General features: G+C 61.4%; 21 protein-coding genes, 1 tRNA gene and 1 pseudogene. 11 read left to right on the top strand and 12 right to left on the bottom strand.

Annotated features, from left to right (window positions below; genetic code table 11):
• Window positions 1-159 precede the first annotated feature (159 nt).
• The 4 genes from KSS97_RS18505 to KSS97_RS18490 all read right to left on the bottom strand — a co-directional run bounded on the left by KSS97_RS18505 (window position 160) and on the right by KSS97_RS18490 (window position 6,205).
• Window positions 160-2,115 (bottom strand): acetoacetate--CoA ligase, encoded by a 1,956-nt coding sequence (locus KSS97_RS18505; protein WP_217859862.1) that lies wholly within the window; start codon window positions 2,113-2,115, stop codon window positions 160-162.
• 196 nt (window positions 2,116-2,311) lie between these two features.
• Window positions 2,312-3,088 carry a 3-hydroxybutyrate dehydrogenase gene (hbdH, locus tag KSS97_RS18500; RefSeq protein ID WP_217859861.1) on the bottom strand — a complete coding sequence of 259 codons (777 nt, stop codon included), beginning with the start codon at window positions 3,086-3,088 and terminating at the stop codon, window positions 2,312-2,314.
• Window positions 3,089-3,096: 8 nt separating this feature from the next.
• On the bottom strand, window positions 3,097-4,488 hold the full coding sequence (locus KSS97_RS18495; protein WP_217859860.1) for a GntP family permease: 1,392 nt from the start codon (window positions 4,486-4,488) through the stop codon (window positions 3,097-3,099).
• Between the two features lie 301 nt (window positions 4,489-4,789).
• On the bottom strand, window positions 4,790-6,205 hold the full coding sequence (locus KSS97_RS18490) for a sigma-54 interaction domain-containing protein (RefSeq protein WP_217859859.1): 1,416 nt from the start codon (window positions 6,203-6,205) through the stop codon (window positions 4,790-4,792).
• A 165-nt stretch (window positions 6,206-6,370) separates the two neighbouring features.
• On the opposite strand from KSS97_RS18490, the gene KSS97_RS18485 reads away from it, so the two are divergent.
• The 3 genes and pseudogenes from KSS97_RS18485 to KSS97_RS28790 all read left to right on the top strand — a co-directional run bounded on the left by KSS97_RS18485 (window position 6,371) and on the right by KSS97_RS28790 (window position 8,036).
• Window positions 6,371-6,586: a TIGR02450 family Trp-rich protein gene (locus tag KSS97_RS18485; RefSeq protein WP_198795720.1), complete on the top strand. Its 216-nt coding sequence runs from the start codon at window positions 6,371-6,373 to the stop codon at window positions 6,584-6,586.
• A 115-nt stretch (window positions 6,587-6,701) separates the two neighbouring features.
• Window positions 6,702-7,481, top strand: a pseudogene (locus tag KSS97_RS28795) (PAS domain-containing protein); the annotation flags it as partial.
• 75 nt (window positions 7,482-7,556) lie between these two features.
• Window positions 7,557-8,036 (top strand): methyl-accepting chemotaxis protein, encoded by a 480-nt coding sequence (locus KSS97_RS28790; protein WP_408636577.1) that lies wholly within the window; start codon window positions 7,557-7,559, stop codon window positions 8,034-8,036.
• A 5-nt stretch (window positions 8,037-8,041) separates the two neighbouring features.
• Here KSS97_RS28790 and KSS97_RS18475 read toward each other — a convergent pair whose 3' ends face one another.
• The 6 genes from KSS97_RS18475 to KSS97_RS18450 all read right to left on the bottom strand — a co-directional run bounded on the left by KSS97_RS18475 (window position 8,042) and on the right by KSS97_RS18450 (window position 14,944).
• On the bottom strand, window positions 8,042-9,622 hold the full coding sequence (locus KSS97_RS18475) for an ABC transporter ATP-binding protein (RefSeq protein ID WP_217859858.1): 1,581 nt from the start codon (window positions 9,620-9,622) through the stop codon (window positions 8,042-8,044).
• Between the two features lie 27 nt (window positions 9,623-9,649).
• Complete coding sequence (locus tag KSS97_RS18470) at window positions 9,650-10,672, bottom strand: ABC transporter permease (protein ID WP_198795723.1); 1,023 nt, start codon at window positions 10,670-10,672, stop codon at window positions 9,650-9,652.
• On the bottom strand, window positions 10,672-11,730 hold the full coding sequence (locus KSS97_RS18465) for a microcin C ABC transporter permease YejB (protein WP_030140550.1): 1,059 nt from the start codon (window positions 11,728-11,730) through the stop codon (window positions 10,672-10,674). The genes KSS97_RS18470 and KSS97_RS18465 overlap by 1 nt, the downstream gene beginning before the upstream one ends.
• Entirely contained in the window at window positions 11,730-13,598 is a 1,869-nt protein-coding gene (locus KSS97_RS18460) for an extracellular solute-binding protein (protein ID WP_217862064.1), read from the bottom strand. Before KSS97_RS18460 ends, KSS97_RS18465 begins: the two co-directional genes overlap by 1 nt.
• 129 nt (window positions 13,599-13,727) lie before the next feature.
• Window positions 13,728-14,009 carry a peptidylprolyl isomerase gene (locus tag KSS97_RS18455; RefSeq protein WP_039758565.1) on the bottom strand — a complete coding sequence of 94 codons (282 nt, stop codon included), beginning with the start codon at window positions 14,007-14,009 and terminating at the stop codon, window positions 13,728-13,730.
• A gap of 74 nt (window positions 14,010-14,083) precedes the next feature.
• Window positions 14,084-14,944: a lipase family alpha/beta hydrolase gene (locus tag KSS97_RS18450; protein WP_217859857.1), complete on the bottom strand. Its 861-nt coding sequence runs from the start codon at window positions 14,942-14,944 to the stop codon at window positions 14,084-14,086.
• A 324-nt stretch (window positions 14,945-15,268) separates the two neighbouring features.
• Between KSS97_RS18450 and KSS97_RS18445 the strand changes: the two genes are divergently transcribed.
• The gene (locus KSS97_RS18445) at window positions 15,269-16,348 is read left to right on the top strand and encodes a hypothetical protein (protein WP_225936063.1); all 1,080 of its coding nucleotides are present in this window, start codon (window positions 15,269-15,271) and stop codon (window positions 16,346-16,348) included.
• A 24-nt stretch (window positions 16,349-16,372) separates the two neighbouring features.
• Here KSS97_RS18445 and KSS97_RS18440 read toward each other — a convergent pair whose 3' ends face one another.
• Together KSS97_RS18440 and KSS97_RS28545 are read right to left on the bottom strand one after the other, a co-directional pair.
• Complete coding sequence (locus tag KSS97_RS18440) at window positions 16,373-17,443, bottom strand: 3-deoxy-7-phosphoheptulonate synthase (RefSeq protein ID WP_217859856.1); 1,071 nt, start codon at window positions 17,441-17,443, stop codon at window positions 16,373-16,375.
• A gap of 331 nt (window positions 17,444-17,774) precedes the next feature.
• Window positions 17,775-17,903, bottom strand: a complete 129-nt coding sequence (locus KSS97_RS28545) for a hypothetical protein (RefSeq protein ID WP_258647863.1) — start codon at window positions 17,901-17,903, stop codon at window positions 17,775-17,777.
• A 154-nt stretch (window positions 17,904-18,057) separates the two neighbouring features.
• On the opposite strand from KSS97_RS28545, the gene KSS97_RS18435 reads away from it, so the two are divergent.
• From KSS97_RS18435 to KSS97_RS18405, 7 genes are all read left to right on the top strand, one after another.
• Window positions 18,058-18,807 carry a carbon-nitrogen hydrolase family protein gene (locus tag KSS97_RS18435; protein ID WP_217859855.1) on the top strand — a complete coding sequence of 250 codons (750 nt, stop codon included), beginning with the start codon at window positions 18,058-18,060 and terminating at the stop codon, window positions 18,805-18,807.
• Between the two features lie 10 nt (window positions 18,808-18,817).
• On the top strand, window positions 18,818-19,252 hold the full coding sequence (locus KSS97_RS18430; RefSeq protein ID WP_030141407.1) for a GNAT family N-acetyltransferase: 435 nt from the start codon (window positions 18,818-18,820) through the stop codon (window positions 19,250-19,252).
• Window positions 19,253-19,379: 127 nt separating this feature from the next.
• Window positions 19,380-20,021 carry a response regulator transcription factor GacA gene (gene gacA / locus KSS97_RS18425; RefSeq protein WP_003200277.1) on the top strand — a complete coding sequence of 214 codons (642 nt, stop codon included), beginning with the start codon at window positions 19,380-19,382 and terminating at the stop codon, window positions 20,019-20,021.
• 2 nt (window positions 20,022-20,023) lie between these two features.
• Window positions 20,024-21,847: an excinuclease ABC subunit UvrC gene (uvrC, locus tag KSS97_RS18420; RefSeq protein ID WP_217859854.1), complete on the top strand. Its 1,824-nt coding sequence runs from the start codon at window positions 20,024-20,026 to the stop codon at window positions 21,845-21,847.
• 32 nt (window positions 21,848-21,879) lie between these two features.
• Complete coding sequence (gene pgsA, locus KSS97_RS18415; protein ID WP_030141409.1) at window positions 21,880-22,440, top strand: CDP-diacylglycerol--glycerol-3-phosphate 3-phosphatidyltransferase; 561 nt, start codon at window positions 21,880-21,882, stop codon at window positions 22,438-22,440.
• Between the two features lie 63 nt (window positions 22,441-22,503).
• Window positions 22,504-22,579 (top strand) — tRNA-Gly (locus tag KSS97_RS18410).
• Window positions 22,580-22,801: 222 nt separating this feature from the next.
• Entirely contained in the window at window positions 22,802-24,643 is a 1,842-nt protein-coding gene (locus tag KSS97_RS18405) for a tyrosine-type recombinase/integrase (RefSeq protein WP_217859853.1), read from the top strand.
• Window positions 24,644-24,721 lie beyond the last annotated feature (78 nt).

The following is a 24,721-nucleotide window of genomic DNA, read 5'->3' as shown; positions in this document are numbered from 1 at the left end:
CGGGCCCCACTGTGGCGAGGGGATTTATCCCCGCTGGACTGCGGAGCAGTCCCAAATCAAGCGGCCTCAATCAACCCTTAACATCGCATTGTCAGGTTTTAGGGCTGCTTCGCAGCCCAGCGGGGATAAATCCCCTCGCCACATACTTGGAATGTGCGATCAGCTCGCAAGCTCCACCCGCCCACGAAACTGCTCCAACGCCTCGGGGTTAGCCAGTGCATCGGTGTTTTTTACCGCCTCGCCATGCACCACGTTGCGCACTGCCAGCTCCACCACCTTGCCGCTGATGGTCCGCGGAATATCGCTGACCGCGAGGATCTTCGCTGGCACATGACGCGGTGTGGTGTTGGCGCGGATGACCTGGCGAATCTTCTGCTCCAGTTCGTCATCCAGCGCCACGCCTTCGCGCAGGCGCACGAACAGCACCACCCGCACATCCCCTTGCCATTGCTGGCCGATGGCGACGCTGTCGAGGACCTCTGCGACTTTTTCCACCTGCCGATAGATTTCCGCCGTACCGATGCGCACGCCACCAGGGTTGAGCACCGCGTCGGAGCGTCCGTGGATCAGCAGGCCGCCGTGGGGTAGTTCTTCGGCGTAGTCCCCTTGGGCCCAGACGCCGGGGAACTGGCTGAAGTAGGAGGCGTGAAGCTTTTCCTGGTGGGGATCGTTCCACAGCCCGATGGGCATCGCCGGGAAATGCCGGGTGCAGACCAGTTCGCCTTTTTCGCCCACCACCGCTTCGCCGGCCTCGTTCCAGACCTGCACCGCCATACCCAGGCTCTTCCCCTGCATTTCGCCCCGGCGCACGGGGGCCAGCGGGTTGCCGTTGACGAAGCACGACACGATGTCGGTGCCGCCGGACATCGAGGCCAGGCACACGTCGGCCTTGAAGTCGCGGTAGACATAATCGTAACTGTGGGGCGCCAAGGCCGAGCCGGTGGACAGGATGGTCCTGAGGCTGCCCAGGTCGTGGGTCTGGCGTGGCTTGATGCCCTGGCTTTCCAGGGCGGCCAGGTATTTGGGGCTGGTGCCGAACACGCTGACGTGTTGCCGGTCGATCAGGTCGAGCAGGCGTTCGGGGCCGGGGTGGAACGGCGAGCCGTCATACAGCACCACCGCGCTGCCCATGGCCAGCGCCGACACCAGCCAGTTCCACATCATCCAGCCGCAAGTGGTGTAGTAAAACAGCCGGTCTTCGGGGCCCAGGTCCACGTGCAAACCGTGTTCCTTGGCATGTTGCAGCAGCACGCCGCCGGTGCCGTGGACGATGCACTTCGGCACGCCGGTGGTGCCACTGGAATACAGGATATACAGCGGGTGATCGAACGGCACGGGTGTGAACACCGGCTCGCCGCCCCGTTGGTAGAAACCGTTCCACAGCGCCACGCGGGCCGGGGTCTTGAAGTCTTCGACGCGGGCATCGGGCTGGGCGTAGGGCAGCACGATCAATTGTCGCAGCGACGGTAGTCGTTCGAGGATTTCGTTGACCTTGGGCCGCTGGTCGATGGTTTTGCCGGCGTAGCGATAACCGGCGCAGGTGATCAGCACCTTGGGTTCGATCTGGCCGAACCGGTCGATTACGCCCTGGGTGCCGAAGTCCGGCGACGAGCACGACCAGATGGCGCCCAGGCTGGTGGTGGCGAGCATGCCCACCAACGTTTGCCAGGTGTTGGGCATGCAGGCGGCGACCCGATCGCCCTGGGTCACGCCGGCGGCTTTCAGGCTCTGTTGCAGGCCGGCGACATGGGCGGCGAGATCGGCCCAGGTCAGCTGCTCTTTGTCGCCGTTTTCACTGACGGCTACCACCGCCACGGCACTGTCGCGGCGGCGCAGCAGGTGTTCGGCAAAATTCAGCGTCGCCCCAGGAAACCAGCGGGCGCTGGGCATTTGCGGACCTTCTTCGAGCACCGCACTAGGCGCTTGCTGGAAGCGAATCTCGAAGAAGTCGACGATGGCCTGCCAGAAGGCTTCGCGCTGCTCGATGCTCCAGGCGTGCAGGGTTGGGTAGTCGTTGAGTTGCAGCAAGTACCGTTCGTTGACGAACCGGCGAAAGGCGTCCATTCGCGACTGGGCGATGCGTTCGGGGCTGGGTTGCCAGAGGATGTCGGACATGGTTTGCCTCTTGTCTTATGTATACACAAACTATAGAGCGACCCAATCTTGTGGCGAGGGGATTTATCCCCGCTGGCCGCGAAGCGGCCCAAAACAGAGTATGCGTTGCGCCAGGCAGATTGAGCTGTCGGCAATCGGGGCCGCTTCGCAGCCCAGCGGGGATAAATCCCCTCGCCACAGAGGGATTGGGAGGGGGTTATTGAGCCAACCACCCGCCATCAATATTCCACGCCGCGCCGCGCACCTGGCTCCCGGCTTCGCTGCAGAGGAACAGCACCAGTTCACCCAGTTGCGGCGGGGTGACGAACTCCAGGGACGGCTGCTTCTCGGCCAGCAAATCATGCTGGGCCTGTTGCGGGTCCACACCCGTGGCGATGCGGTCGTCGATCTGCTTCTGCACCAGCGGCGTCAGTACCCAGCCCGGGCAGATCGCGTTGCAGGTGACGTTGCTGGTGGCGGTTTCCAGGCCGACCACTTTGGTCAGGCCGATCACCCCATGCTTGGCCGCGACGTACGCCGCCTTGCCCACGGAACCGACCTGGCCGTGCACCGAGGCGATGTTGACGATCCGTCCCCAGCCCTTGGCGCGCATGCCCGGCAGGCTCAGGCGGGTAGCGTGGAACACCGAGGACAGGTTGATGGCGATGATCGAATCCCAGCGCTCCACCGGAAAATCCTCCACGGCGGCCACATGCTGGATGCCGGCGTTGTTCACCAAAATGTCGACGCCGCCAAATTCGCGCTCGGCGTAGGCGAACATGTCGGCGATCTGCGCCGGGTCGCTGACGTCGGCCGGATGATGGCCAACTTTTACACCGTGTTGCGCGACTTCGGCGATGACCGCCGATGCATCGCCAAAGCCGTTGAGGATCAGGTTGGCGCCGGCCTTGGCCAGGCTCAGGGCGATGCCCAGGCCGATGCCGCTGGTGGAGCCGGTGACCAGGGCGGTCTTGCCCGCAAGAGTGGTTGTCATAGGGAACCTCACACAATGCCAGTGGCGTAGAACACACCGATCACGAAGAACACCGCGAGGGTCTTGATCAGCGTAATGCAGAAAATGTCTTTGTAGGCTTCGCGGTGGGTCAGCCCGGTCACCGCCAGCAAGGTGATCACCGCGCCGTTGTGGGGCAGGGTGTCCATGCCGCCGCTGGCCATGGCGGCCACCCGGTGCAGCACTTCCAGCGGGATGTTGGCGGCATTGGCAGCGTTGATGAAGGTTTGCGACATCGCCGCCAGGGCGATGCTCATGCCACCCGACGCGGAGCCGGTAATGCCCGCCAGCAGCGTCACGGTCACGGCTTCGTTGACCAGCGGATTAGGGATGCTCTTGAGCCAGTCGGCCAGTACCAGGAAGCCCGGCAAGGAGGCGATCACCGCACCGAAACCGTATTCCGAGGCGGTGTTCATCGCCGCGAGCAACGCACCGCCCACCGCGCTCTTGCTGCCTTCGGCGAGTTTGCTGCGAATGGCCCGGAAACCGAACAGCAGCACCATGACGATGCCCACCAGCAAGGCCGCTTGCACGGCCCAGATCGCGGTGAGCTTGGCGACGTCGCTGGTCACCGGTGCCGCCATGCCCGGCAACGCCAGGCTATGGGTCTTGCCGTACCACTGGGGAATCCACTGGGTGAACAGCAGGTTCATGATCCCCACCGCCAGCAGCGGCGAGACGGCGATCCAGGGATTGGGCAGCTTGATGTCTTCGGCGGTCTCCGGCTCGTTGCGCAGCTCGGTGCCGTAGCCTTCGCCCAGGCGCAGGGCCTTGTTGCGCTGGCGCTGCAAGAACAGCATGCCGATGCTGAACACGAACAGCGTACCGATCACCCCCAGCCACGGTGCCGCCCAGGCGGTGGTGTTGAAGAAGGTACTCGGGATGATGTTCTGGATCTGCGGCGTGCCGGGCAAAGCGTCCATGGTGAACGAGAAGGCGCCGAGGGCGATGGTGGCCGGGATCAACCGCTTGGGGATATTGCTCTGGCGGAACATCTCCGCCGCGAACGGGTACACCGCGAACACCACGACGAACAGCGACACGCCGCCATAAGTGAGCAGTGCGCAGACCAGCACGATCACCAACATGGCCTGGCGCGTGCCCAGGAGGCGAATCGCCGCCGCAACGATCGAGCGGGAGAAACCAGACAACTCGATGAGTTTGCCGAACACCGCGCCGAGCAGGAACACCGGGAAGTACAACTTGATGAACCCGACCATTTTTTCCATGAACACCCCGGTGAATGCAGGGGCGACGGCGGACGGATCGGTGAGCAGGACCGCGCCGAGGGCGGCGATGGGGGCGAAGAGGATAACGCTGTAGCCACGGTAGGCGGCAACCATCAGCAGCGTGAGGGCTGCCAAGGCAATGATCACACTCATGGTGTGTCTCCTGGATTGTTATTTTTGTGGGGTGATGCGTGGGGAGGGCTATAGCGAGTTTTGTGCCAGATGATTAAGTGGCTGAAATATAAGGGATTTATTGAGAATTGTGAGGAGAGCTTGAGAACTTTGTCTCTGTTTTGAGATTTTTATTGGGATTGCTGATCTCATCGCGGGCAAGCTCGCTCCCACAGGTGATCTCGGTATCAGGAAGAACGCCAATTCCTGTGGGAGCGAGCTTGCTCGCGATGAGCGCAAAGCGCTCCAAATTAGAAGTCTATTTATAGAGAATTGAGTCTCTTTATTGAGACTCTGCAATCCCCAACGCCACCATCTTCTTGTACAGCGTCGACCTGCCCAGCCCCAATCGCTCGGCAGCCTCGATTACCCGCCCATCGCATTGCGCGAGGGTGGTTTCGATCAGATGTCGATCGAATCGGGCCCGGGCCTGGCTGAAGGTTTCCTGGGGCAACGGCTCCAGGCTGGGGATCGTCGCCCGCACGACCGGAGTGAAAGTCCCAATGGCCGCGCGAATGTCGGTGGCGGTGAGCACCAGGTCGTCACTGAGCAGCGCCGCGCGTTCCAGCACGTTGCGCAACTCCCGGATGTTGCCCGGCCACGCATGCTGGCCTAGCAGGTCGAGGGCGTCGCGGTGCAGTTCGTGTTGGCTGCGCAGTTCTTCGAGGATCGCCTCGCTCAGGGCGGGCAGGTCATCCAGGCGTTCGCGCAGCGGCGGGACCTGGATCGGCAATACATTGAGGCGGTAATACAGATCCGCACGGAATTCGCCGCGCTTGATCGCGGCTTCCAGGTCGGTGGATGTCGCGGCGATCACCCGGACGTCGCTTTGCAGCACCTCGTTGGAGCCGACCGGTTCGTATTCTTTTTCCTGCAACACGCGCAGCAGTTTGCTTTGCAAGGGCAGCGGCATATCGCCGATTTCGTCGAGGAACAGCGTCCCACCCTGGGCGATTTGCAGCTTGCCAGCGCGGCCCTTGCGGTCGGCACCGGTGAAAGCGCCGGGCGCGGTGCCGAAGAATTCGGCCTCCAGCAGCGATTCCGGTATCGCGGCGCTATTGATGCTGACAAAGGCCTTGTGCGCACGTGGCGAGGCACTGTGGATCGCCTGGGCCAGCAACTCCTTGCCGGTGCCGGTTTCACCGAGCAGCAGCACCGGCGAATCGGTGCTGGCGCTGCGTCGGGCGCGGCGCTTGACTTCAAGGCCGGCGCTGCTGGTGCCAATGAAATGAGCAAAGTTGTACTTGGTCTGCCGCGCCCGCAGCAGCGAGCGGGTGGAGGCCAGCTCTTCCTGCATGCTCAGGTAGCGCTTGAGCATCGGCGACAGGCTGCGCAATTCGTCGAACAGGGCAAAGCCGATGGCGCCGATCACCGCGCCGGCGTTGTCATGGATCGGCAGGCGCATCACCACCAGCGGTTCCTTGGGGGTGTCCTGCATGTCCAGCAGGATCGGCCGCCCGGTGCGCACCACCTCGCGCAGCAGGCTGCCCGGGATGACGCTTTCGCATGCCCGGCCGATGGCTTCCTGCGCCGAATTCAGGCCGAAGCGACGGGCATAGCGTTCGTTCATCCAGACGATATTGGCGTCACGGTCGACGATCACCGTGCCTTCACTGGACTGCTCGATGATCTCGAACAACGAGCGGATCGCCAGCGTGCGCACGCGCTTGTAATCCTTGAGGCTTTCGGTGGGGTTCATCGGCCATTTCCAGGGAAGGCAGGCTTGCGGTAGGAAGCCGGTCGTTTGGCGGCATTATGCCGAGGCACGAAGGTTGATCAACACTCCCTTCTGAATCGTCGTGGTGAGGTGATCTATAAACTTGTACAGTTGAGCGACTCTGTACATAAAAAATGCGAACGGACCATGAACAAATTCAATCCTCGGAAGCTCAAGCTTTCCAAGTGGACGGCGTGCGAGCCGGTCAATCGGGAGAAGCATTTTCTCGTCATCCAATTGCTTTGCGACGATCAGGGAGCACCGACCCAGGTCGAGTTGCAGGCTGTTCACAGCGCCCGCAGCGAGCTTATGGACTGGCAGGCGCTACGGGACAGCAGGCGTTGGAAGATGGGCTGGAGCTGATGACCAAGCTGCGTAAAGAGAAAAGCTCTTTGAGTTGTACAGAAATATAAAACTGTACAAGTTTTGTTGGATGATGGCTTAATGCTGCCCAGTCAACGTCTCGGGGAGCGGTACCATGTTCATTCGCACTCGCAAGCATCAGGACGCTTTGCAACACATCCAGGCCAGGCAGGCGATTCTTGAAGCGGAGCGGGTGGCGCTCCATGACGCCATGGCGATGGTCGAGTTCAGCGCAACGGGCGAGGTGCTTGGCGCCAGTGCGCTTTTTCTGAAAATGACCGGTTATTCTCTCGACGAGATCGTGGGCCAGCATCATTCCATGTTCTACGAACCTGCCTACGCCCGCAGCCAGGAAAACGCAGCGTTGTGGCAGCAGTTGGGGCGTGGCGAAAGCGCCGAGGCGCAGTTTCTGCACCGGCGGCGCGAGGGCGATGGGATCTGGGTGGAGGCCAGCTATGTAGCGGTGCGCGGTCAGGGCTCAGGCATTCAAAGCGTTATCCAGATAGTGCGCGACCGCCACGAGCGCGTGCTGCGCGCCCAGGCCGAGTCCAGTGTCATGCAGGCGATCGACCGTTCCATGGCGGTCATCGAGTTCGACCTGGGCGGTACCGTAGTGCGGGCCAACGACAATTTCCTCAAGGTCATGGGGTATCGACGCGAAGACGTGCTCGGCCAGCACCACCGCCTGTTCTGCAAGCCCAACGAAGTGCAGGACGAAGCCTATCGCGGCTTTTGGGCCGCGCTGAACCGTGGCCAATACATGAGCGGGCTGTTCCAGCGCGTCGATAAACGAGGCGCGACGGTCTGGCTGCAAGCAACGTACAACCCGCTCTACGACGCCAATGGCCGCTTGTATGGCGTGGTCAAGTTCGCCACCGATAGCACTCGCGAGGTCGAGCAGCGCCAGACTGAATCAAAAGCGGCGCGACTGGCCTTCGAAACATCGCGAAAAACCGATGAGCACACGCAGATGGGCACCTCGGTTGTCCAGCAAACCGTAACGGTGGTGCAGAGCATTGCCGATGAACTGCAGCAGGTCGCCCTGGGCATTGGCGCCTTGAGTGCCCAGTCCGAAGAGATCGGCAGCATCGTCGACGCCATCCGCGGGATCGCGGAGCAGACCAACCTGCTGGCGCTCAATGCCGCCATCGAAGCAGCTCGGGCCGGGGAGCAGGGGCGTGGTTTCGCGGTGGTCGCCGATGAGGTGCGCAACCTTGCGCGCCGCACCAGCCAGGCCACCGTAGCCATCTCCGACGTGGTCGGCAAGAACCGCGAGCTGGCCAGGCAGGCGGTGACCAGCATGCAATCCAGTACGCTCAAGGCAGAGCAAGGCGTGAAGCTGGCGAACCAGGCAGGCACGGTGATCCTGGACATCCATCGCGGCGCGCAGCAGGTGGTCGAGGTGATTGGCGAGTTTGCCCACGCCATGGATCAGCGAGGCGACGCCTGATCGCGTCAGGCTGACCCCGGATGCGCCGCCGCCAACAACTCCTTGGTATACGGATGCTGGGGTGAGTCGAACACGTCATGGCTGGCGCCTTGTTCGACCACCTTGCCGTCCTTGATCACGAGCATGTCGTGGGCCAGGGCGCGCACCACCGCTAGGTCGTGGCTGATGAACAGGTAGGTCAGGCCGTGCTTTTGCTGAAGGTCGCGGAGCAGGGCGACCACTTGTTTCTGCACGGTGCGGTCGAGGGCTGAGGTGGGTTCGTCCAGCAGGATCAACGCTGGCTTGAGTACCAGCGCCCGGGCGATGGCGATGCGCTGGCGCTGGCCGCCGGAAAACTCGTGGGGATAGCGATGCCGGCTCTGTGGATCGAGGCCGACTTCCTTGAGTGCCTGGATCACCCGCGCTTCGCACTGCGCGGCGCTGGAGGGGCTATGGACTTCCAGGCCTTCGCTGATGATCTGTTGCACCGACATGCGCGGGCTGAGGCTGCCGAACGGGTCCTGGAAAACGATTTGCATCTGTTTGCGCCAGGGCCGCAGTTCCTTGTGCGACAGATGATCAAGCGCATGGCCCTGGAAACGGATGCTGCCTTCGGATTCGATCAGCCGCAGGATCGCCTGGCCGAGCGTGGATTTGCCGGAGCCGGACTCGCCGACGATGCCCAGGGTCTTGCCGCGCTGGATGCTCAGGCTGATGCCGTCCACGGCGCGCAGATATTCCTTGCGCCGGAACAACCCACCGCCGAGGGGGAAGCTGACCCGCAGGTCCTCGACCTGCAGGACTTCTTCGCGTTCATCCCGGGGCAGGGCTTCGCCTTCCGGTTCGGCATGCAGCAACTCGCAGCTATAGGGGTGTTTCGGTGCGCTGAACAGCGTCTCGCACGGCGCCTGCTCGACGATTTCCCCGGCCTTCATCACGCACACCCGTTGGGCGATGCTGCGTACCAGGTTGAGGTCGTGGCTGATCAGCAGCAGGGACATGCCAAGGCGCTGCTGCAGCGACTTGAGCAGCAGCAGGATCTTGCGCTGCACGGTCACGTCGAGGGCGGTGGTCGGTTCGTCGGCGATCAGCAGTTCCGGCTCGCAAGCCAGGGCCATGGCGATCATCACGCGTTGGCGCTGGCCGCCGGAAAGCTGATGCGGATAGGCCTTGAGGCGTTCGGCGGGTTTCTGGATGCCGACCAGGGCCAGCAGTTCCAGGATGCGCTGGCGCGCGGCCTTGCCACCCAGGCCTCGATGCAGCATCAGGGTTTCGCCGATCTGCTTTTCGACGCTGTGCAGCGGGTTCAGCGAGGTCATCGGCTCCTGGAAGATCATGGCGATCCGGTTGCCGCGCAGTTCGCGCAAAGTCTTGGCCTCGGCACCCACCAGTTCCTCGCCGCGATAGCGAATGCTGCCGGTGGTGCGCGTGCCGGTTTCCGGCAGCAGTTGCAGGATCGAATGCGCCGTGACCGACTTGCCGGAACCCGACTCGCCCACCAGTGCCAGGCACTCGCCGGGGCGAATGTCCAGGCACAGGTTGCGCACCACCGTCTGGTCGTTGAAGGCCACGCTCAGGTCGCGAATTTCGATCAGGTTGTCGCTCATCTCAAGGTTCCGCTTCATGATCGTGGGTCAAGACCGAGGGTCAAACGCGTCTCGCAACGCTTCACCGATAAACACCAGCAGGGAAAGAATCAGCGCCAACGTGAAAAACGCCGTCAGTCCCAGCCACGGTGCTTGCAGGTTCTGCTTGCCCTGGGCGATCAGCTCACCCAGGGATGCGCTGCCGGCCGGCATGCCGAATCCGAGGAAATCCAGGGCCGTCAGGGTGGAGATCGCCCCGGTGAGAATAAAGGGCAGGTAGCTCAGGGTGGCGTTCATCGCGTTGGGCAGGATATGCCGAACGATGACTTTACGGTCTGACAAGCCCAAAGCCCTGGCGGCCTTGACGTATTCGAGGTTGCGCCCGCGCAGGAACTCGGCACGTACCACGTCCACCAGGGCCAGCCAGGAAAACAGCGCCATGATCCCCAGCAGCCACCAGAAATTCGGCTCGACGAAACCGGACAGGATGATCAGCAGGTAGAGCACCGGCAGCCCGGACCAGACTTCCAGCAGGCGTTGCCCAAGCAGGTCCACCCAGCCGCCGTAATAACCTTGCAAGGCCCCGGCGGCGATGCCGATCAACGCGCTGATGGCGGTCAAGGCCAGGGCAAACAGGATCGACACCCGCGCGCCGAAGATGACCCGCGCCAGGACGTCCCGCGCCTGGTCGTCGGTGCCCAGCCAGTTGACGCTCGACGGAGGGCTTGGCGCCGGTTGGTTGAGGTCGTAGTTGGGCGTGTCATCGCTGAACGGGATGGGCGGAAACAGCAGCCAGCCGCCGCCCTTGTGAATCAGGTCCTGGACATAACTGCTGCGATAGTCGGCCTGGAACGGCAACTGGCCGCCAAACTCCTGTTCGGTGTGGCGCTTGAACACCGGGAAGTACAGCGAGTCCTGGTAGCTCACCACCAGGGGTTTGTCGTTGGCGATCAGTTCACCGCCCAACGTCAGGATGAACAGACCGATGAACAACCACAGCGACCACCAGCCGCGACGGTTCTTCTTGAAGCGCTCGAACCGGCGGCGGCCCAAGGGGGAAAGCTTGAACATCAGGCGTTCCTCGCGGCGAAGTCGATGCGCGGGTCCACCAGGGTGTAGCAGAGGTCGCCGATGAGTTTGATCAGCAGGCCGAACAGCGTAAAGATGAACAGCGAGCCGAACACCACCGGATAGTCCCGGGACACGGCGGCTTCATAGCTCATGCGGCCCAGGCCGTCGAGGGAGAAGATCACCTCGATCAGCAACGAGCCGGCAAAGAACACGCTGATGAATGCCTGGGGAATGCCCGACACCACCAGCAGCATCGCGTTGCGGAACACGTGGCCGTACAGCACCCGGCGTTCGCTCATGCCCTTGGCCCGCGCGGTGACTACGTATTGCCGGGTGATTTCGTTGAGGAACGAGTTCTTGGTCAGGATCGTCAGGGTGGCGAAGCCGCCGATCACCAACGACGTGACCGGCAGCACCAGGTGCCAGAAGTAATCGGCGATCTTGCCCAGGGTCGACAGGGATTCAAAGTTGTCCGAGACCAGGCCGCGCACCGGGAACCAGTTGAGCGAAGTGCCGCCGGCGAACACCACGATCAGGAACATCGCGAACAGGAACGCCGGCATGGCGTAGCCGATGATGATCGCGGTGCTGCTCCACACATCGAAGGCCGAACCGTGGTGCACCGCTTTGCGAATGCCCAGGGGGATCGACACCAGGTAGGTGATCAATGTCGCCCAGAGCCCGAGGGAAATCGTCACCGGCATTTTTTCCAGGATCAGGTCGGTGACCGTGGCGCCGCGGAAAAAGCTCTTGCCGAAGTCCAGGCGGGCGTAGCTGGTGAGCATCAGCCACAGGCGCTCGTGGGCGGGTTTGTCGAAGCCGTACTGTTTCTCGATGTCCTTGATCAGTTGCGGGTCCAGCCCACGGCTGGCGCGGGAGCTGCCGGTCATGGCATCGCCCGAACTGCCGACGCCGGCCCCGCCGATGCCCTGCAGGTGAGCGATCGCCTGTTCCACCGGTCCGCCCGGCGCGGCCTGGACGATGACGAAGTTCACCAGCAGGATAATCACCAGCGTGGGAATGATCAGCAGCAGGCGCCGCGCAATGTAAGTCCACATCAGTGATGCCCTCCAGGCGAGCCGCGCTTGATGCGTTCGGCGGTCATCTGCTCGTTGGTCAGCGGCGTGGTGCTGACTTCCCACCAGCTCTCGATGGCTTCGTCATTGCTCGCCTGGACTTTCGGCATGCCGAAGCGATTCCACCACACGGTGGAGCTGCCGGGTGGGTAATAGTTGGGAATCCAGTAGTAATTCCATTGCAGCACCCGGTCCAGCGCATGGGCATGGCGGAGCATATCGCCCTGGGTGGTGGCCTTGACCAGGCCGTCGATGAGGGCATCCACGGCGGGGTTCTGCAAGACCATGTAGTTGTTCGCGCCGGGGTCGGTGGCCGCCGCCGAGCCAAAGTAGTTGTAGAGTTCCGTGCCCGGCGAAGTGCTGACGGGGTAGCCAGTGATGATCATGTCGTAGTCGCGGCTCATCAGGCGGTTGACATACTGGGACGAGTCGATGCGCCGGATGTTCATGTCGATGCCGATCTGCGCCAGGGTCCGCTTATAGGGGAGCAGGAGGCGATCGATACCGTTCTGGGTCACCAGGAAAGTGAAGCTCAGGGCCTCGCCTTCGGCATTCACCAGGCGATCGCCGTCAGGTTTCCAGCCGGCCTGTTCCAGCAGTGCCAGGGCTTGCAGTTGCTTGTCACGGATGATGCCGCTGCCGTCGGTTTTCGGCGCCTCGAAGACCTGGTTGAAGACCTCCTCGGGTACCTTGCCGCGCAACGGTTCCAGAATTGCCAGTTCGCCTGCATCGGGCAGTTGCCGGGCGGCGAGGTCGGTGTTGGAGAAATAGCTCTGTTGACGCACGTAGAGGTTGCGCATCATCTGGCGATTGCTCCACTCGAAATCCCAGAGCATGGCCAGCGCCTGGCGTACGCGGCGGTCCTGGAATTGTGGTCGTTGCAGATTGAACACGAAACCTTGGGCCGGCTGGGGCGCCTCGGTGGCGAGGTGGGCCTTTTGCAGGCGACCGTCGCGCAGGGCGGGGCTGTCGTAGCCAATGGAATAGCCGGTGGCGGAGAACTCACGGTTGTAGTCGTACGCGCCGCCGCGCAGGACTTGCCGGGCCACGTCGGTGTCCCCGAAGTACTCGATGCTGAAGTGGTCGAAATTATAGAGGCCGCGGCTGACCGGCAGGTCCTTGCCCCACCAGTCGGCGTTGCGCTCGAAGGTGATGCTGCGGCCCGAGTCGACCTTGCTCACCCGGTATGGACCGCTGCCCAGGGGCGGCTCGTAGCCGCCGCCGTTGGCGAAGTCGCGGGTTTTCCACCAGTGCTCGGGGAAAACCGGCAGGGTGGCGATGTCCAGAGGCAGGGTGCGGCTTTCATTGTTCTTGAAGTCGAAGCGAACGGTGCGTTCCGACTCCACCTCGACACCTTTGACGGCGGCGAATTGGGTGCGATAGCGCAGGCTGCCCTGGGTCATCAGCAGGTCGAAGCTGTAGCGCACGTCTTGCGCGGTGATGGGCTTGCCGTCGGCAAAACGTGCTTTGGGATTCAGGTAGAAACGCAGGGACAGGCCGTCCTCGGCGCGTTCCATTTTCTCGGCAACCAGGCCGTAGACGGTATAGGGCTCGTCCAGCGAGCGCTGGGCCAGTGGCGAATAGAGCATGCCATCGACCTGGCTGACGCCGATGCCTTTGTCGATATAGGGCAGTACATGGTCGAAATGGCCGATCTCCATGGCTGAGCGGCGCATCGTGCCACCCTTGGGGGCCTGGGGATTGGCATAGGCAAAGTGGCCGAAGCCTTCGGCGTACTTGGCTGGTTCGCCATAGACGGTCAGGGCATGTTGGGGGGTGGCATTCACCGTTGCAGCACCTGTCAGCAGGAGCGCGGCGGTGAGCAGCCAAGAGGGGAACGCCAGTCGCATTGTCAGCCTTAACGCCGGGTGATCGATGACCACGATTTCTACGCGAGCGACGTGCCGAGCGCCAGCCCCTCGCATGACCCAAACATGACGGCCCACCAAAAGGCGGGCCGTCATGTCGATAGACCGGGATCAGTCCTGGCGGCTGGTCACTTCCAGCAGGTGATAGCCGAACTGGGTCTTGACCGGGCCCTGGACCACATTGATCGGAGCGCTGAAGACCACGGTGTCAAATTCCTTGACCATCTGGCCTGGACCGAACGAACCCAGGTCGCCGCCCTGGCGGCTGGATGGGCAGGAGGAGTTGGCCTTGGCGACTTCAGCGAAATCGGCGCCACCTTCGATCTGGGCCTTGAGTTCGTTGCACTTGTCTTCGCTGGAAACCAGGATGTGGCGGGCAGTGGCTTTGGCCATGGGAAAAATCCTTTCAATGTCTTTAAAAGTGGTCAGCCTACCGGAATTGGTACGGGTTTGTTGTCAAAAATGCGTCAAAGCCCGACGATTCGCAGGCGCTCGGCGTGCCTCAGGTAGAGCGCCACCGGATCGGTTCCCTTGCACCGTTCGCCGCCGACCGATTGGTTGATCGCGTCCAAGTGGTCCATGGGGTAATCGGAGCGAATGACCTTGCCCAGATGCGAGCTGTAGCGCCCGACGATGCCGTCGTTCTGCCCAGCCTCGGTGATGAAATATTCGGAGAAGGCCTGGCAGAAACCGTGCGCGGTATCCGCGGTGTCTCGCACCGTCCCGCTCCACGAGTAATAGCGCACGCCGTTGACCTCTTGCGGGCCGTTGCCTCCCCAGCTACGGGGCAGGCCTTGGGGGTATTTGTCATTGAACGCGCCCACGCCTTCGGTGGTCAGCGCTGCCAGTGCCGCGATGGCATGTTGCGGGAGCTTTGCCTGGCCGCTGAGCGATGAAATGAAGTCGGCAAAAAGCGTCGCGACCCGACTCGCGACTTGCTCCGGCAGACGGCCTGGGGTCAACGCCTTGCGCAGGAAGTCCGCCAGTTCCGAACCCTGATTGGGCCCGTTGACCGAAGTGACCGAGGCGACAATGTCCGGTGCCATCGCCGCAGCATAGCGGGCGGCCAGCGCGCCTTGGCCGTGACCGATCAGGTTGACCCTGGGGGCACCGGTCCCATCAAGGACCCGCTCAATCTGCGCCAGTAACTGCTCGCCACGGGCCTCATTGCAGTGCGTGACTGATACGTACGGGATGAACACTCGGGCACCGGCCGTACGTAGGGCTTCTTTGATGTCACGGAAAAGTTCGGATTGCCCAACCTTTTCGAACCCGAACAAACCATGGACCAATAAGATGGGAAAGCGCGTAGTTGCATTCCGTTGCATGTTCATACCTTTTTCGAAGAGGTTCATGTTGTGTTGCCAGCGCCACTCTAATCGAGGCGATGAGCGGGCGGTGTAGGACAAGACCGCTGCGAGCTGCGGAAACCGGAATAAAGAACGCGAGAAGTTTCTTGCGAGGCGGGATGATGCCTAGGACCAAGAGATGCGTCTGATAGCGAGCGCACTTCAAAGCTACAACCTCAGTTGCTGGAGACTACTCTTCGCGTCGTGTTGTCTGATTGCCTGTCTGGGCACAAGCAATTTCAATGGCTTAATCCGGCACCGTCACATCAGGCGGTGCCTTTGTCCAAGGATTGGAGCCAGGAAATGACTGTTGAATCATCTGTTGCCAAAACAAGGCGTTCGCCGCACAAACTTCCGGCGCCTGTGCTGGCAAGGGCCCAGGGAGGCGTGATCAATCCCGCCTGGAGCAAGGTTGTCGTCACGGTCGTGCCATACCCGATGATGGCCTGTGGCGATGAAGTGCTGTTGCGTTGGCATGGCCTCAATAACGATGGCGAGCCATACCGTCATGAAGTCCGCCGGTTTGTCACGGGACGGCAGGTAGGGCGCGACGTCGTGTTTGTCGTGCGCGAACCTCACCTCGCCGAGTTGGAGGGTGGCTCGTTGGAACTTTCGTATCGGGTAACCGGCAAGCAACTGACCGCCGGGCTGGTTTCGGACCCCTTGCAGTTGGTGATCGGAGATGTACCGACGCATTTGTTGCCGCCTATCGCCAACGATGCGGTGGGCGGGAGTCTCGATCCAGGGCGAGTACCCGAGGGCACGCTGGTCACTGTGCGGCCCTATTCAAGAATGGCGGCAGGCGATCGAATCATTCTCATTGCCAGCCGTGATTCGAAGCCGTTATGGCGCGATGAACTCGATATCGAAGCCCACGCGGTGGGCCGTGAAGTTTCGTTCTGGATTGAACACGCCAATATCATTCCCCATTTGGGGCATTCGCTGAGCTTGACCTATGTCGTCAGGCGAGGGCACCTGGTGCGCCGGGCCGAATCGTTGTCGATCCACATAGGTCCGCTGGTGCGCCCCGTGCTGAAGGCGCCGGTCATCCTGGAGGCGCATGATGGTTGGCTTGATGTCGACGCGCTTGATGACGCGGCGACAGTGGTCATCGACGGGGTTGGACTGGAGGCGGGGGAACTGGTCTGGTTTCAGTGCGATGGCATTTATTTCACCGTCCGCGACTGTTTGATTACCGAGGAGACGGCAGGCCAGCCGGTGGTCTTCAAGGTGCCCGCCGCTTATTGGCGGGATCAACTCGACCGCCCGGTCTATTTCTTTTATCAGGTAGAGCGCCTGGATGATGTCAGCCAGCGGTCTGCCACCGAGACCCTTCAGGTGCGTTCCGGGCTGCCTGGCGGCGGCAAGCCCCGCACCGAATGAGGGCTTGCCGATGGTTCAAGGCGTTCACGCCAGCGATTGCAACCTGCCGTGAGCCTGGCGTAATAGCTGCTCGGTGGATTCCCAGCCGAGACACCCATCGGTGACTGACACCCCGTAGCGCATCGCCGGGCCCAATGGCTGGCAGCCCTCGAACAGATGGCTTTCAAGCATCATGCCGATGAGGGCGTGATTGCCCAGCAGCCGTTGTTCCAAAACGTCATTGAACACCTGGGGTTGGCGCAGTGGGTCCTTGCCGCTGTTGGCGTGGCTGCAATCGACCATGATGCGGGGCGGGATCTTGAGGCGAGCCAGGTCGTCGTGTATCTGGGCCACGTTCTGGCGATCGTAGTTCGGACCGCGATGGCCGCCGCGCAGCACCAAATGCGTGTCGGGGTTGCCCGGGGTCTGGATGATCGCCGGATGTCCCTGGCTGTCGACGCCGAAATGCCGATGAGGGTGAGCGGCGGAGCGCATGGCGTCACAGGCGATGCCGACGCCGCCGTCCGTGCCGTTCTTGAACCCTACCGGCATGCCCAGGCCGCTGGCCATCTCCCGGTGAATCTGCGATTCGGTGGTGCGGGCGCCGATCGCTACCCAACTTAGCAAGTCGTCGAAGTAACCGGCAGCCATGGGCTGCAACAACTCCGTGGCGACGGGCAGGCCGAGTCGCAGCATTTCACGCATCAATTCCCGAGACAGGCCGAGACCGGCGGCCATGTCATCACTGCCGTCGAGGTGAGGATCGTAGGCCAGGCCTTTCCAGCCAATGGTGGTGCGCGGCTTCTCAACGTAGGCACGCATCACCAGCAGCATGCTGTCGCTCACCTCCCGGGCAAGACGGGCCAGGTTGGCGGCGTATTCGAGAGCGGATTTCGGGTCGTGGATGGAACAAGGGCCAACGATGACCAACAGGCGGGAATCCTCGCCATTGAGGATTGCGCGGATCGCTTGGCGATGGACGCCGACTTGGTGACTCAACGCCGCATCAAGTGGCAATTGTTGCTTGAGCTGCAACGCGCTTGGCAAGCGCAGGCTCAAGGCTTCATTGGCAGGGTTGAGCGTGGACAGCGGCAAAGCGGAGACGGACGAATTCATGATCTGGCTTCCTGGGCGGGCAGCGGGTTCAGTCCCGCGCGCCGGCCCTATTGGGGTGTTCGACAATTGGCCGTAATGGCCCGCAACGTAGGCATGCCACCGGTAGGTGACCGATCGGAGGCGGCAGGCTGTCCCGAGCGGTGGCTGGTAAATCGCCAGGCGGAAAAACTGTCGTAACGGTAATAAGTGGCGTAGTTCATGGCTCAATCCTCAAGTTGTCTGGTACTGCGAATGTCTGGGGCCTGAAAAACAAAACCCCCGGTCGGGAGGCCGACCGGGGGTTTGGAAAACTCTGGAAGGCGACCCGTTTTTCATGGGCGCCGGTTGGGTATCAGGCGCGCCAGTGGCTAAACCAATACCCAAAATAAAAGCTGACCGGAGTCTGCACCTTGTTCGCCCAGGCAACCGCAAGCGAGCGCAGGGCGCTGGCAGGTTGAAGCGGTGAGAGGGCGTTGAACATGGTCTGTCTCCGATGAATGGTCCCGAGCTTACTAGAGCGCGACGCAGCCGTTCAATAAGAAAATTCTATCAGGCGTTTAAAAACATTCGCCTCGCTTGAGTCCGGCCGGCTTTATGACAAACTCCAGCCTTGTTCTGACTCTTTCGGACGAACCATGAACGCTTCAGTCTTTGCTGCCGCACAGGCCATATCCATTGCCGGGGACGTCAGCGCCAATCGACTGCGCCACCAGTCTTTCATGCAGGCCGCTGCCGAGCAGGACGTGCAAATGCTGGTATTTCCCGAGTTGTCACTCACCGGTTATGAGCGGGATCTGGCCGAGGAGTTGGCGATACTGCCTGACGACGCTATCTTGCAGCCGCTGCGCGACCTGGCGCACGAGTTGCGTTTGACCACGGTGGTCGGCATGCCGATCCGCCTGTTGGCAGGCGCACCCGTGATGATCGGCGCATTGATCCTGGGGGCGGATGGCTCCCTTGGGGTCTACAGCAAACAGCACTTGCACCCTGGCGAAGAGGTCGCCTTTGCGCTTGGTCATGGCGGTTCGTTGCTGCGGATGGGGACGGATCGCGTCGCCTGGGCGGTGTGTGCCGATTTCTGCCACGCCAGCCATGCCGCCGCAGCCGCGGAGCGGGGCGCCACGGTGTATGCGGCGGGTGTGTTGATCACCGAAGGCGGCTACCTGCCGGACACGACGTTGCTGCAAGGTTATGCCCGGCAACACGCCATGACGGTCCTGATGGCCAATCATGGTGGCGCCACCGGGGGCTGGGAGTCAGCGGGTCGCAGCGCGATCTGGGGCCCCGGTGGTTCGCTGATCGCAGCGGCACCCGGCGTTGGCGAGTCGTTGGTTATCGCCCGTCGTAGTGGCGATGGCTGGGCCGGGCAGGTCGTGCCGCTTTGACGAGGTTTCCATGAGTTTCCAATGGCGCCTGGCTGAGGTCGGCGACATCGATTTCGCCCGGCAACTGACTTGCCGCAACATGCTTCCCTATTATCTGCGCCATGATTTGCTGTGGCAGGACGAAGCGTTCGACCTGGCCTGGGTCATCCGCCAGAACTGGATCATCCACCGTGATGACCAGGCGCTGGGTTTTGTCAGCCTTAGCCGTGACGCTCGCGCCTTGTATATCCGCGAGCTGCAGATAGACCAGGCGTTTCGTCGGCAGGGTGCCGGAACCTGGGCGATCGGACAGGTCTGGCGGATGGTGGCACTTGAACATCGACCGGCATTGCGCCTGACGGTCTTCAAGGATAATCCGGCCAGGGCCCTTTATGAGCGCATGGGGCTGCAGGTGGTCGGCGAAGACGAGTGTTTCCTGAGGATGCAGCGAGACGTAGGTGCTTGAGGCTTCGAGTGTCGGGCCGAGAAGATGTGTTGTAACTTTTATCTGCCTGTTTGCGCTAGGTCTGCCGAGTGCTTTTTTGCTAAGGTGTGGGGCAACCCATACAAGACCAAAATCGTGAGGTGTCTGCTTGATTAGGGTGTTAGTGGTCGATGACCATGATCTCGTCCGTACGGGCATTACGCGGATGCTGGCTGACATCGATGGCCTGCAGGTAGTTGGCCAGGCCGAGTCCGGGGAGGAATCCCTGATCAAGGCGCGGGAATTGAAACCCGACGTGGTTCTGATGGACGTCAAGATGCCGGGCATCGGCGGCCTTGAAGCCACGCGTAAGCTGTTGCGCAGCCATCCTGATATCAAGGTCGTCGCGGTAACGGTGTGTGAGGAAGATCCATTCCCGACCCGGTTGTTGCAGGCAGGCGCGGCGGGCTACCTCACCAAGGGCGCCGGCCTGAACGAGATGGTCCAGGCGATCCGCCTGGTGTTTGCCGGGCAACGCTACATCAGCCCGCAGATTGCCCAGCAGCTGGCGATCAAGTCGTTCCAGCCGACCAACGATTCGCCCTTCGATGCGCTTTCCGAGCGAGAAATCCAGATTGCCTTGATGATTGTCGGCTGCCAGAAGGTCCAGATCATCTCCGACAAACTCTGCCTGTCGCCCAAGACCGTCAATACCTACCGTTACCGTATCTTCGAAAAGCTTTCGATCAGCAGTGACGTCGAGTTGACGCTGCTGGCGGTGCGTCATGGCATGGTCGATGCCAGCGCCTGATAATGACTGAACAGTTTGATCCAAGTGCCTTCCTGTCGACCTGCAGCGGCCGCCCTGGCGTGTACCGCATGTTCGACAGCGATGCGCGCCTGCTTTATGTAGGCAAGGCCAAGAACCTCAAGAAGCGCCTGGCCAGTTATTTCCGCAAGACCGGCCTCGCACCGAAGACCTCCGCCCTGGTGGGGCGTATCGCGCAAATCGAAACCACGATCACGGCCAACGAAACCGAGGCGTTGCTGCTTGAGCAGACGCTGATCAAGGAGTGGCGCCCGCCGTACAACATCCTGCTGCGCGACGACAAATCCTACCCGTACGTGTTCCTGTCCGACGGGGCGTTTCCGCGCCTGAGCATTCATCGCGGAGCCAAGAAGGCGAAGGGGCGGTACTTCGGTCCTTACCCCAGCGCCGGGGCGATTCGTGAAAGCCTGAGCCTGCTGCAGAAAACCTTCTTCGTTCGCCAATGCGAAGACAGTTACTACAAGAACCGCACCCGGCCGTGCCTGCAATACCAGATCAAACGTTGCAAGGCACCGTGTGTCGGGCTGGTCGAGCCCGAGGTGTATGCCGAGGACGTGCGTCACTCCGTGATGTTCCTGGAAGGGCGCAGCAATGCGTTGACCGATGAGCTGTCCGCCGCCATGGAAGAGGCTTCGATCAACCTCGAATTCGAACGCGCCGCCGAGCTTCGCGACCAGATCGGGCTGCTGCGCCGGGTTCAGGATCAGCAAAGCATGGAAGGCGGCAGCGGCGACGTCGATATCGTGGCGGCGTTCATCAACCCGGGCGGCGCCTGTGTGCACTTGATCAACGTGCGGGGCGGCCGCGTCTTGGGCAGCAAGAACTTCTTCCCCCAGGTTGGTATCGAGGAAGACGTGGCGGAAGTCATGGCCGCTTTCCTGGGGCAGTACTACATCAGCAGCCCTGAACGCGACTTGCCCAGCGAATTGATCGTCAACGTGGTCCATGAAGATTTCCCAGCCCTGATCGAAGCCATCGACAAGCTCCGCGGTCGCGAATTGACCATCAGCCACCGTGTGCGCGGAACCCGCGCGCGCTGGCAACAACTGGCCGTGACCAACGCCGAACAGGCCCTCGGTGCACGTTTGGCCAACCGCCAGCACGTTGCGGCACGCTTCGATGCCCTGGCTGACGTCTTGAATCTGGACGAGCCACCGCAGCGGCTCGAGTGCTACGACATCAGCCACTCAAGCGGCGAGGCAACCGTTGCCTCCTGCGTAGTGTTCGGCCCGGAAGGCCCGATCAAGTCCGATTACCGGCGCTACAACATCGAGGGCGTTACCCCCGGCGATGACTATGCGGCGATGCACCAGGCGCTGATGCGGCGCTTCGGCAAGATCAAGGACGGGGAGGGCAAGCTGCCGGATATCCTGCTGGTGGACGGCGGCAAAGGCCAATTGTCCATGGCCCGCGACGTGCTCAATGAATTGGCGGTCCCGGACCTGATCCTGCTCGGCGTGGCCAAAGGAGCGACGCGCAAGGCCGGTTTCGAGACCCTGTACCTGAACGACGCGGCCCATGAGTTCACCCTCAAAGGGGATTCGCCGGCCCTGCACCTGATCCAGCAGATCCGCGACGAAGCCCACCGTTTCGCTATCACCGGCCACCGTGCCCGCCGCGGCAAGACCCGCCGCACTTCCACGCTGGAAGGCGTGGCAGGGGTCGGGCCGACGCGCCGGCGTGATCTGTTGAAACATTTTGGTGGCTTGCAGGAGCTGTCTCGTGCCAGCATCGAGGAGATAGCCAAAGCACCCGGTATCAGTAAAAAGCTTGCAGAGTCGATTTATGCAAACCTGCATAGCGAGTAGAATGCCCGTCAACCTCGTAGCCAGTTGTGCCGATGAATATCCCAAACCTGATTACCGTCCTACGCGTCCTGCTCATCCCGATCTTCATTTTGCTGTTCTATTTGCCGTATCACTGGAGTTACGTGGCCTCCGCCTCGGTCTTTGCCTTCGCCGCCGCGACGGACTGGCTGGATGGTTACCTGGCCCGACGCCTGGAGCAGAGCACGCCGTTCGGCGCGTTCCTCGATCCGGTGGCCGACAAGCTGATGGTCGCGGTGGCCCTGGTGCTGCTGGTACAGGAACATGGCAACCTCTGGCTGACCTTGCCGGCGGCGGTGATCATCGGCCGCGAAATCGTCGTCTCGGCCCTGCGCGAATGGATGGCCGAGCTGGGCGCCCGCGCCCAGGTCGCCGTGTCGAACCTCGGCAAATGGAAAACTGCCGCACAAATGCTCGCGCTGGTGATCCTGCTGGCGAATCCCTCGGACTTCAGCTTCTGGGTCCTGTTGGGTTATGCCTTGCTGCTGGTGTCCGCCGGCCTGACGCTGTGGTCGATGGTCCAATACCTGCGCGCCGCCTGGCCGCACCTGCGGACCGATGTTGATCCGAAATAAAACTTTTTTGAATCAAAGGGTTGACGGCGTGTTGGGAATCTATAGAATGCGCCACACCAAGACGCGGGAATAGCTCAGTTGGTAGAGCACGACCTTGCCAAGGTCGGGGTCGCGAGTTCGAGTCTCGTTTCCCGCTCCAAATATTGCGCTACAGAGTTCCACTGAATTCTGTAAGTGATTGAAATCAGGGCCTTTAGGCCCTTTTTTCGTTCCAGCGGGAACCACTGAAATCCAGCACTATCCGGTGCGTTTAAGTCCAGAATTGAGTCCAGGATTCTGACGAGCGCTGAATCGGTTTAATGCTGGAGCAGATTGTGTAGCGAGATGAGCATCTGGCCCTGACTCTGTTCAGGAGCTCGCGATGGCACTCTCAGAAATGACAGTTCGGCATGCCCGAATCACCGGCAATGACTACACCCTCGGTGACAGTGATGGCCTCACTCTCAATGTGACGGCCAGGGGCGGAAAAGTCTGGCTCTTCCGCTACTACTGGGCAGGCAAGCAGAAGCGCATGTCCCTCGGTAGTTACCCCCAAATTGGGCTTAAAGAAGCCCGTACCCGTCGTGATGAAGCCCGTACCTTGGTTGCCCAGGGCATCAACCCCTACGAGCATCGTAAACAACAGCGACTTGCTGTTCATGCTGCGAAGGAGCACACCTTCGAGGCGGTGTTCAATCAGTGGGTGGAGTTCCGAAGGCTAAGCCTGAAGGAAGGGCGCCAGAGCACGCTCTCGCAGATCTTGAGAATCTTCAATAAAGACGTCCTGCCCGTACTGGGTGGGAGGTCCATTTATGATATCAATCGTCACGATCTGCTGGATTTACTGAGCAGGATCGAGCAGCGCAAGGCCTTAACGACAGCCGAAAAATGCCGGACCTGGTTCAACCAATTGTTCCGCTATGCGCTGGTGAAAATCGAGGGGCTGGAACATAACCCGGCTTCAGACCTTGATGTGGTCGCACTCCCCAAGCCGCCTGTTACGCACAATCCATTTCTCCGAATGGACGAGCTTCCGGCATTGATGGCTGCTCTTCGAAACTACGGTGGCGCCAATCAAACTCGGCTTGGCCTTCGGTTGTTGCTGCTGACCGGTGTCCGCACGGGCGAATTGCGGTTGGCGACACCCGACCAGTTCGATCTGGAGAAGCGCTTGTGGGTCATACCAGCGGAAGTGGTGAAACAACTTCAGCTAGCGATGCGGAAGCCAGGTAAACAGACTCAAAATGTACCGCCTTACATCGTGCCGCTGTCGGTTCAGGCGCTGGAGATCGTGCGTCACTTGCTGGATCAGGTTGTCCCCGCACAGCGCTACTTGTTTGCGCATCGAAGCGACCTGAGCAAGCGCATCAGTGAGAACACGCTGAATGGCGCGCTACGCCGGATGGGGTACGCCGATCAGCTCACCGGTCATGGCATGAGGGCGACGATCTCGACAGCGCTGAATGAGATCGGATACCCGAAGGTATGGGTGGATGCCCAGCTTTCTCATGCCGATCCGGATAAGGTGAGTGCGGCCTACAATCACGCGGAATACGTCGAGCAGCGCCGGACCATGATGCAGGATTGGGCGAACCGTCTGGATCTATGGGGGCAGGGCCAACTGAAAGCGGCTAGCTCTCCGCTTACTATTCGTTTAGAAGGTGCAGCTTCGTTACCTTCGTTGGAAAACGCGAACGCAAACGCCGTTCTGTACAGCAGTGGCTTCCCAGCGACGACGGTCCCAGCCTCCAAAACGTCCGTCAGCAACGAACCGGTCCTTAGCGCGGCTCAGTATTCACCTGTCCTACTTGCTCCAGCGCAGACTGAACAGCTGCGCGAACCCCAAGTATCAGACATACAACGTCAGCGCGCCGAGATGCTCGCCACCTATGAAGCTTCGAGTAATCTGCCGCTGCTTGTCTTCGCCAAATTGGCAGGCAAATCCAGAGATCAGATCAACCGCGATATCAAGGCTCGGCGCCTGCTGTCCCTGAGCCTGGGGAATCGCGGTCAGCGCATTCCTGATTGGCAGCTTGATCCATTGCGGCACAAGTTCGTACTTGCTGCGTTAGCGCGGTTTCCGGATGTCGATGCGTGGAGGCTTTATCGGATGGTCTGTGAGCCTCATGAGCGACTGAAGGGGCGCTCGCCAATCGACGTACTCACTCTGGAGAATTTCGACGTGACTGCACGAATCGTTTGCGGCGCCCTAGGCCCAAGCTGAGATGCCATCTTCGAGCGGTGACAACGGATGTCGCCGCTTGCTTACGGGCTATTTCTGGATGCGTGGAGTTCACAAATC

The sequence above is a fragment of the Pseudomonas alvandae genome, from assembly GCF_019141525.1.
Lineage (GTDB): Bacteria > Pseudomonadota > Gammaproteobacteria > Pseudomonadales > Pseudomonadaceae > Aquipseudomonas > Aquipseudomonas alvandae.
Note: the sequence above shows the minus strand (reverse complement) of the source record. Positions and strands in the feature narration are given on the sequence as shown.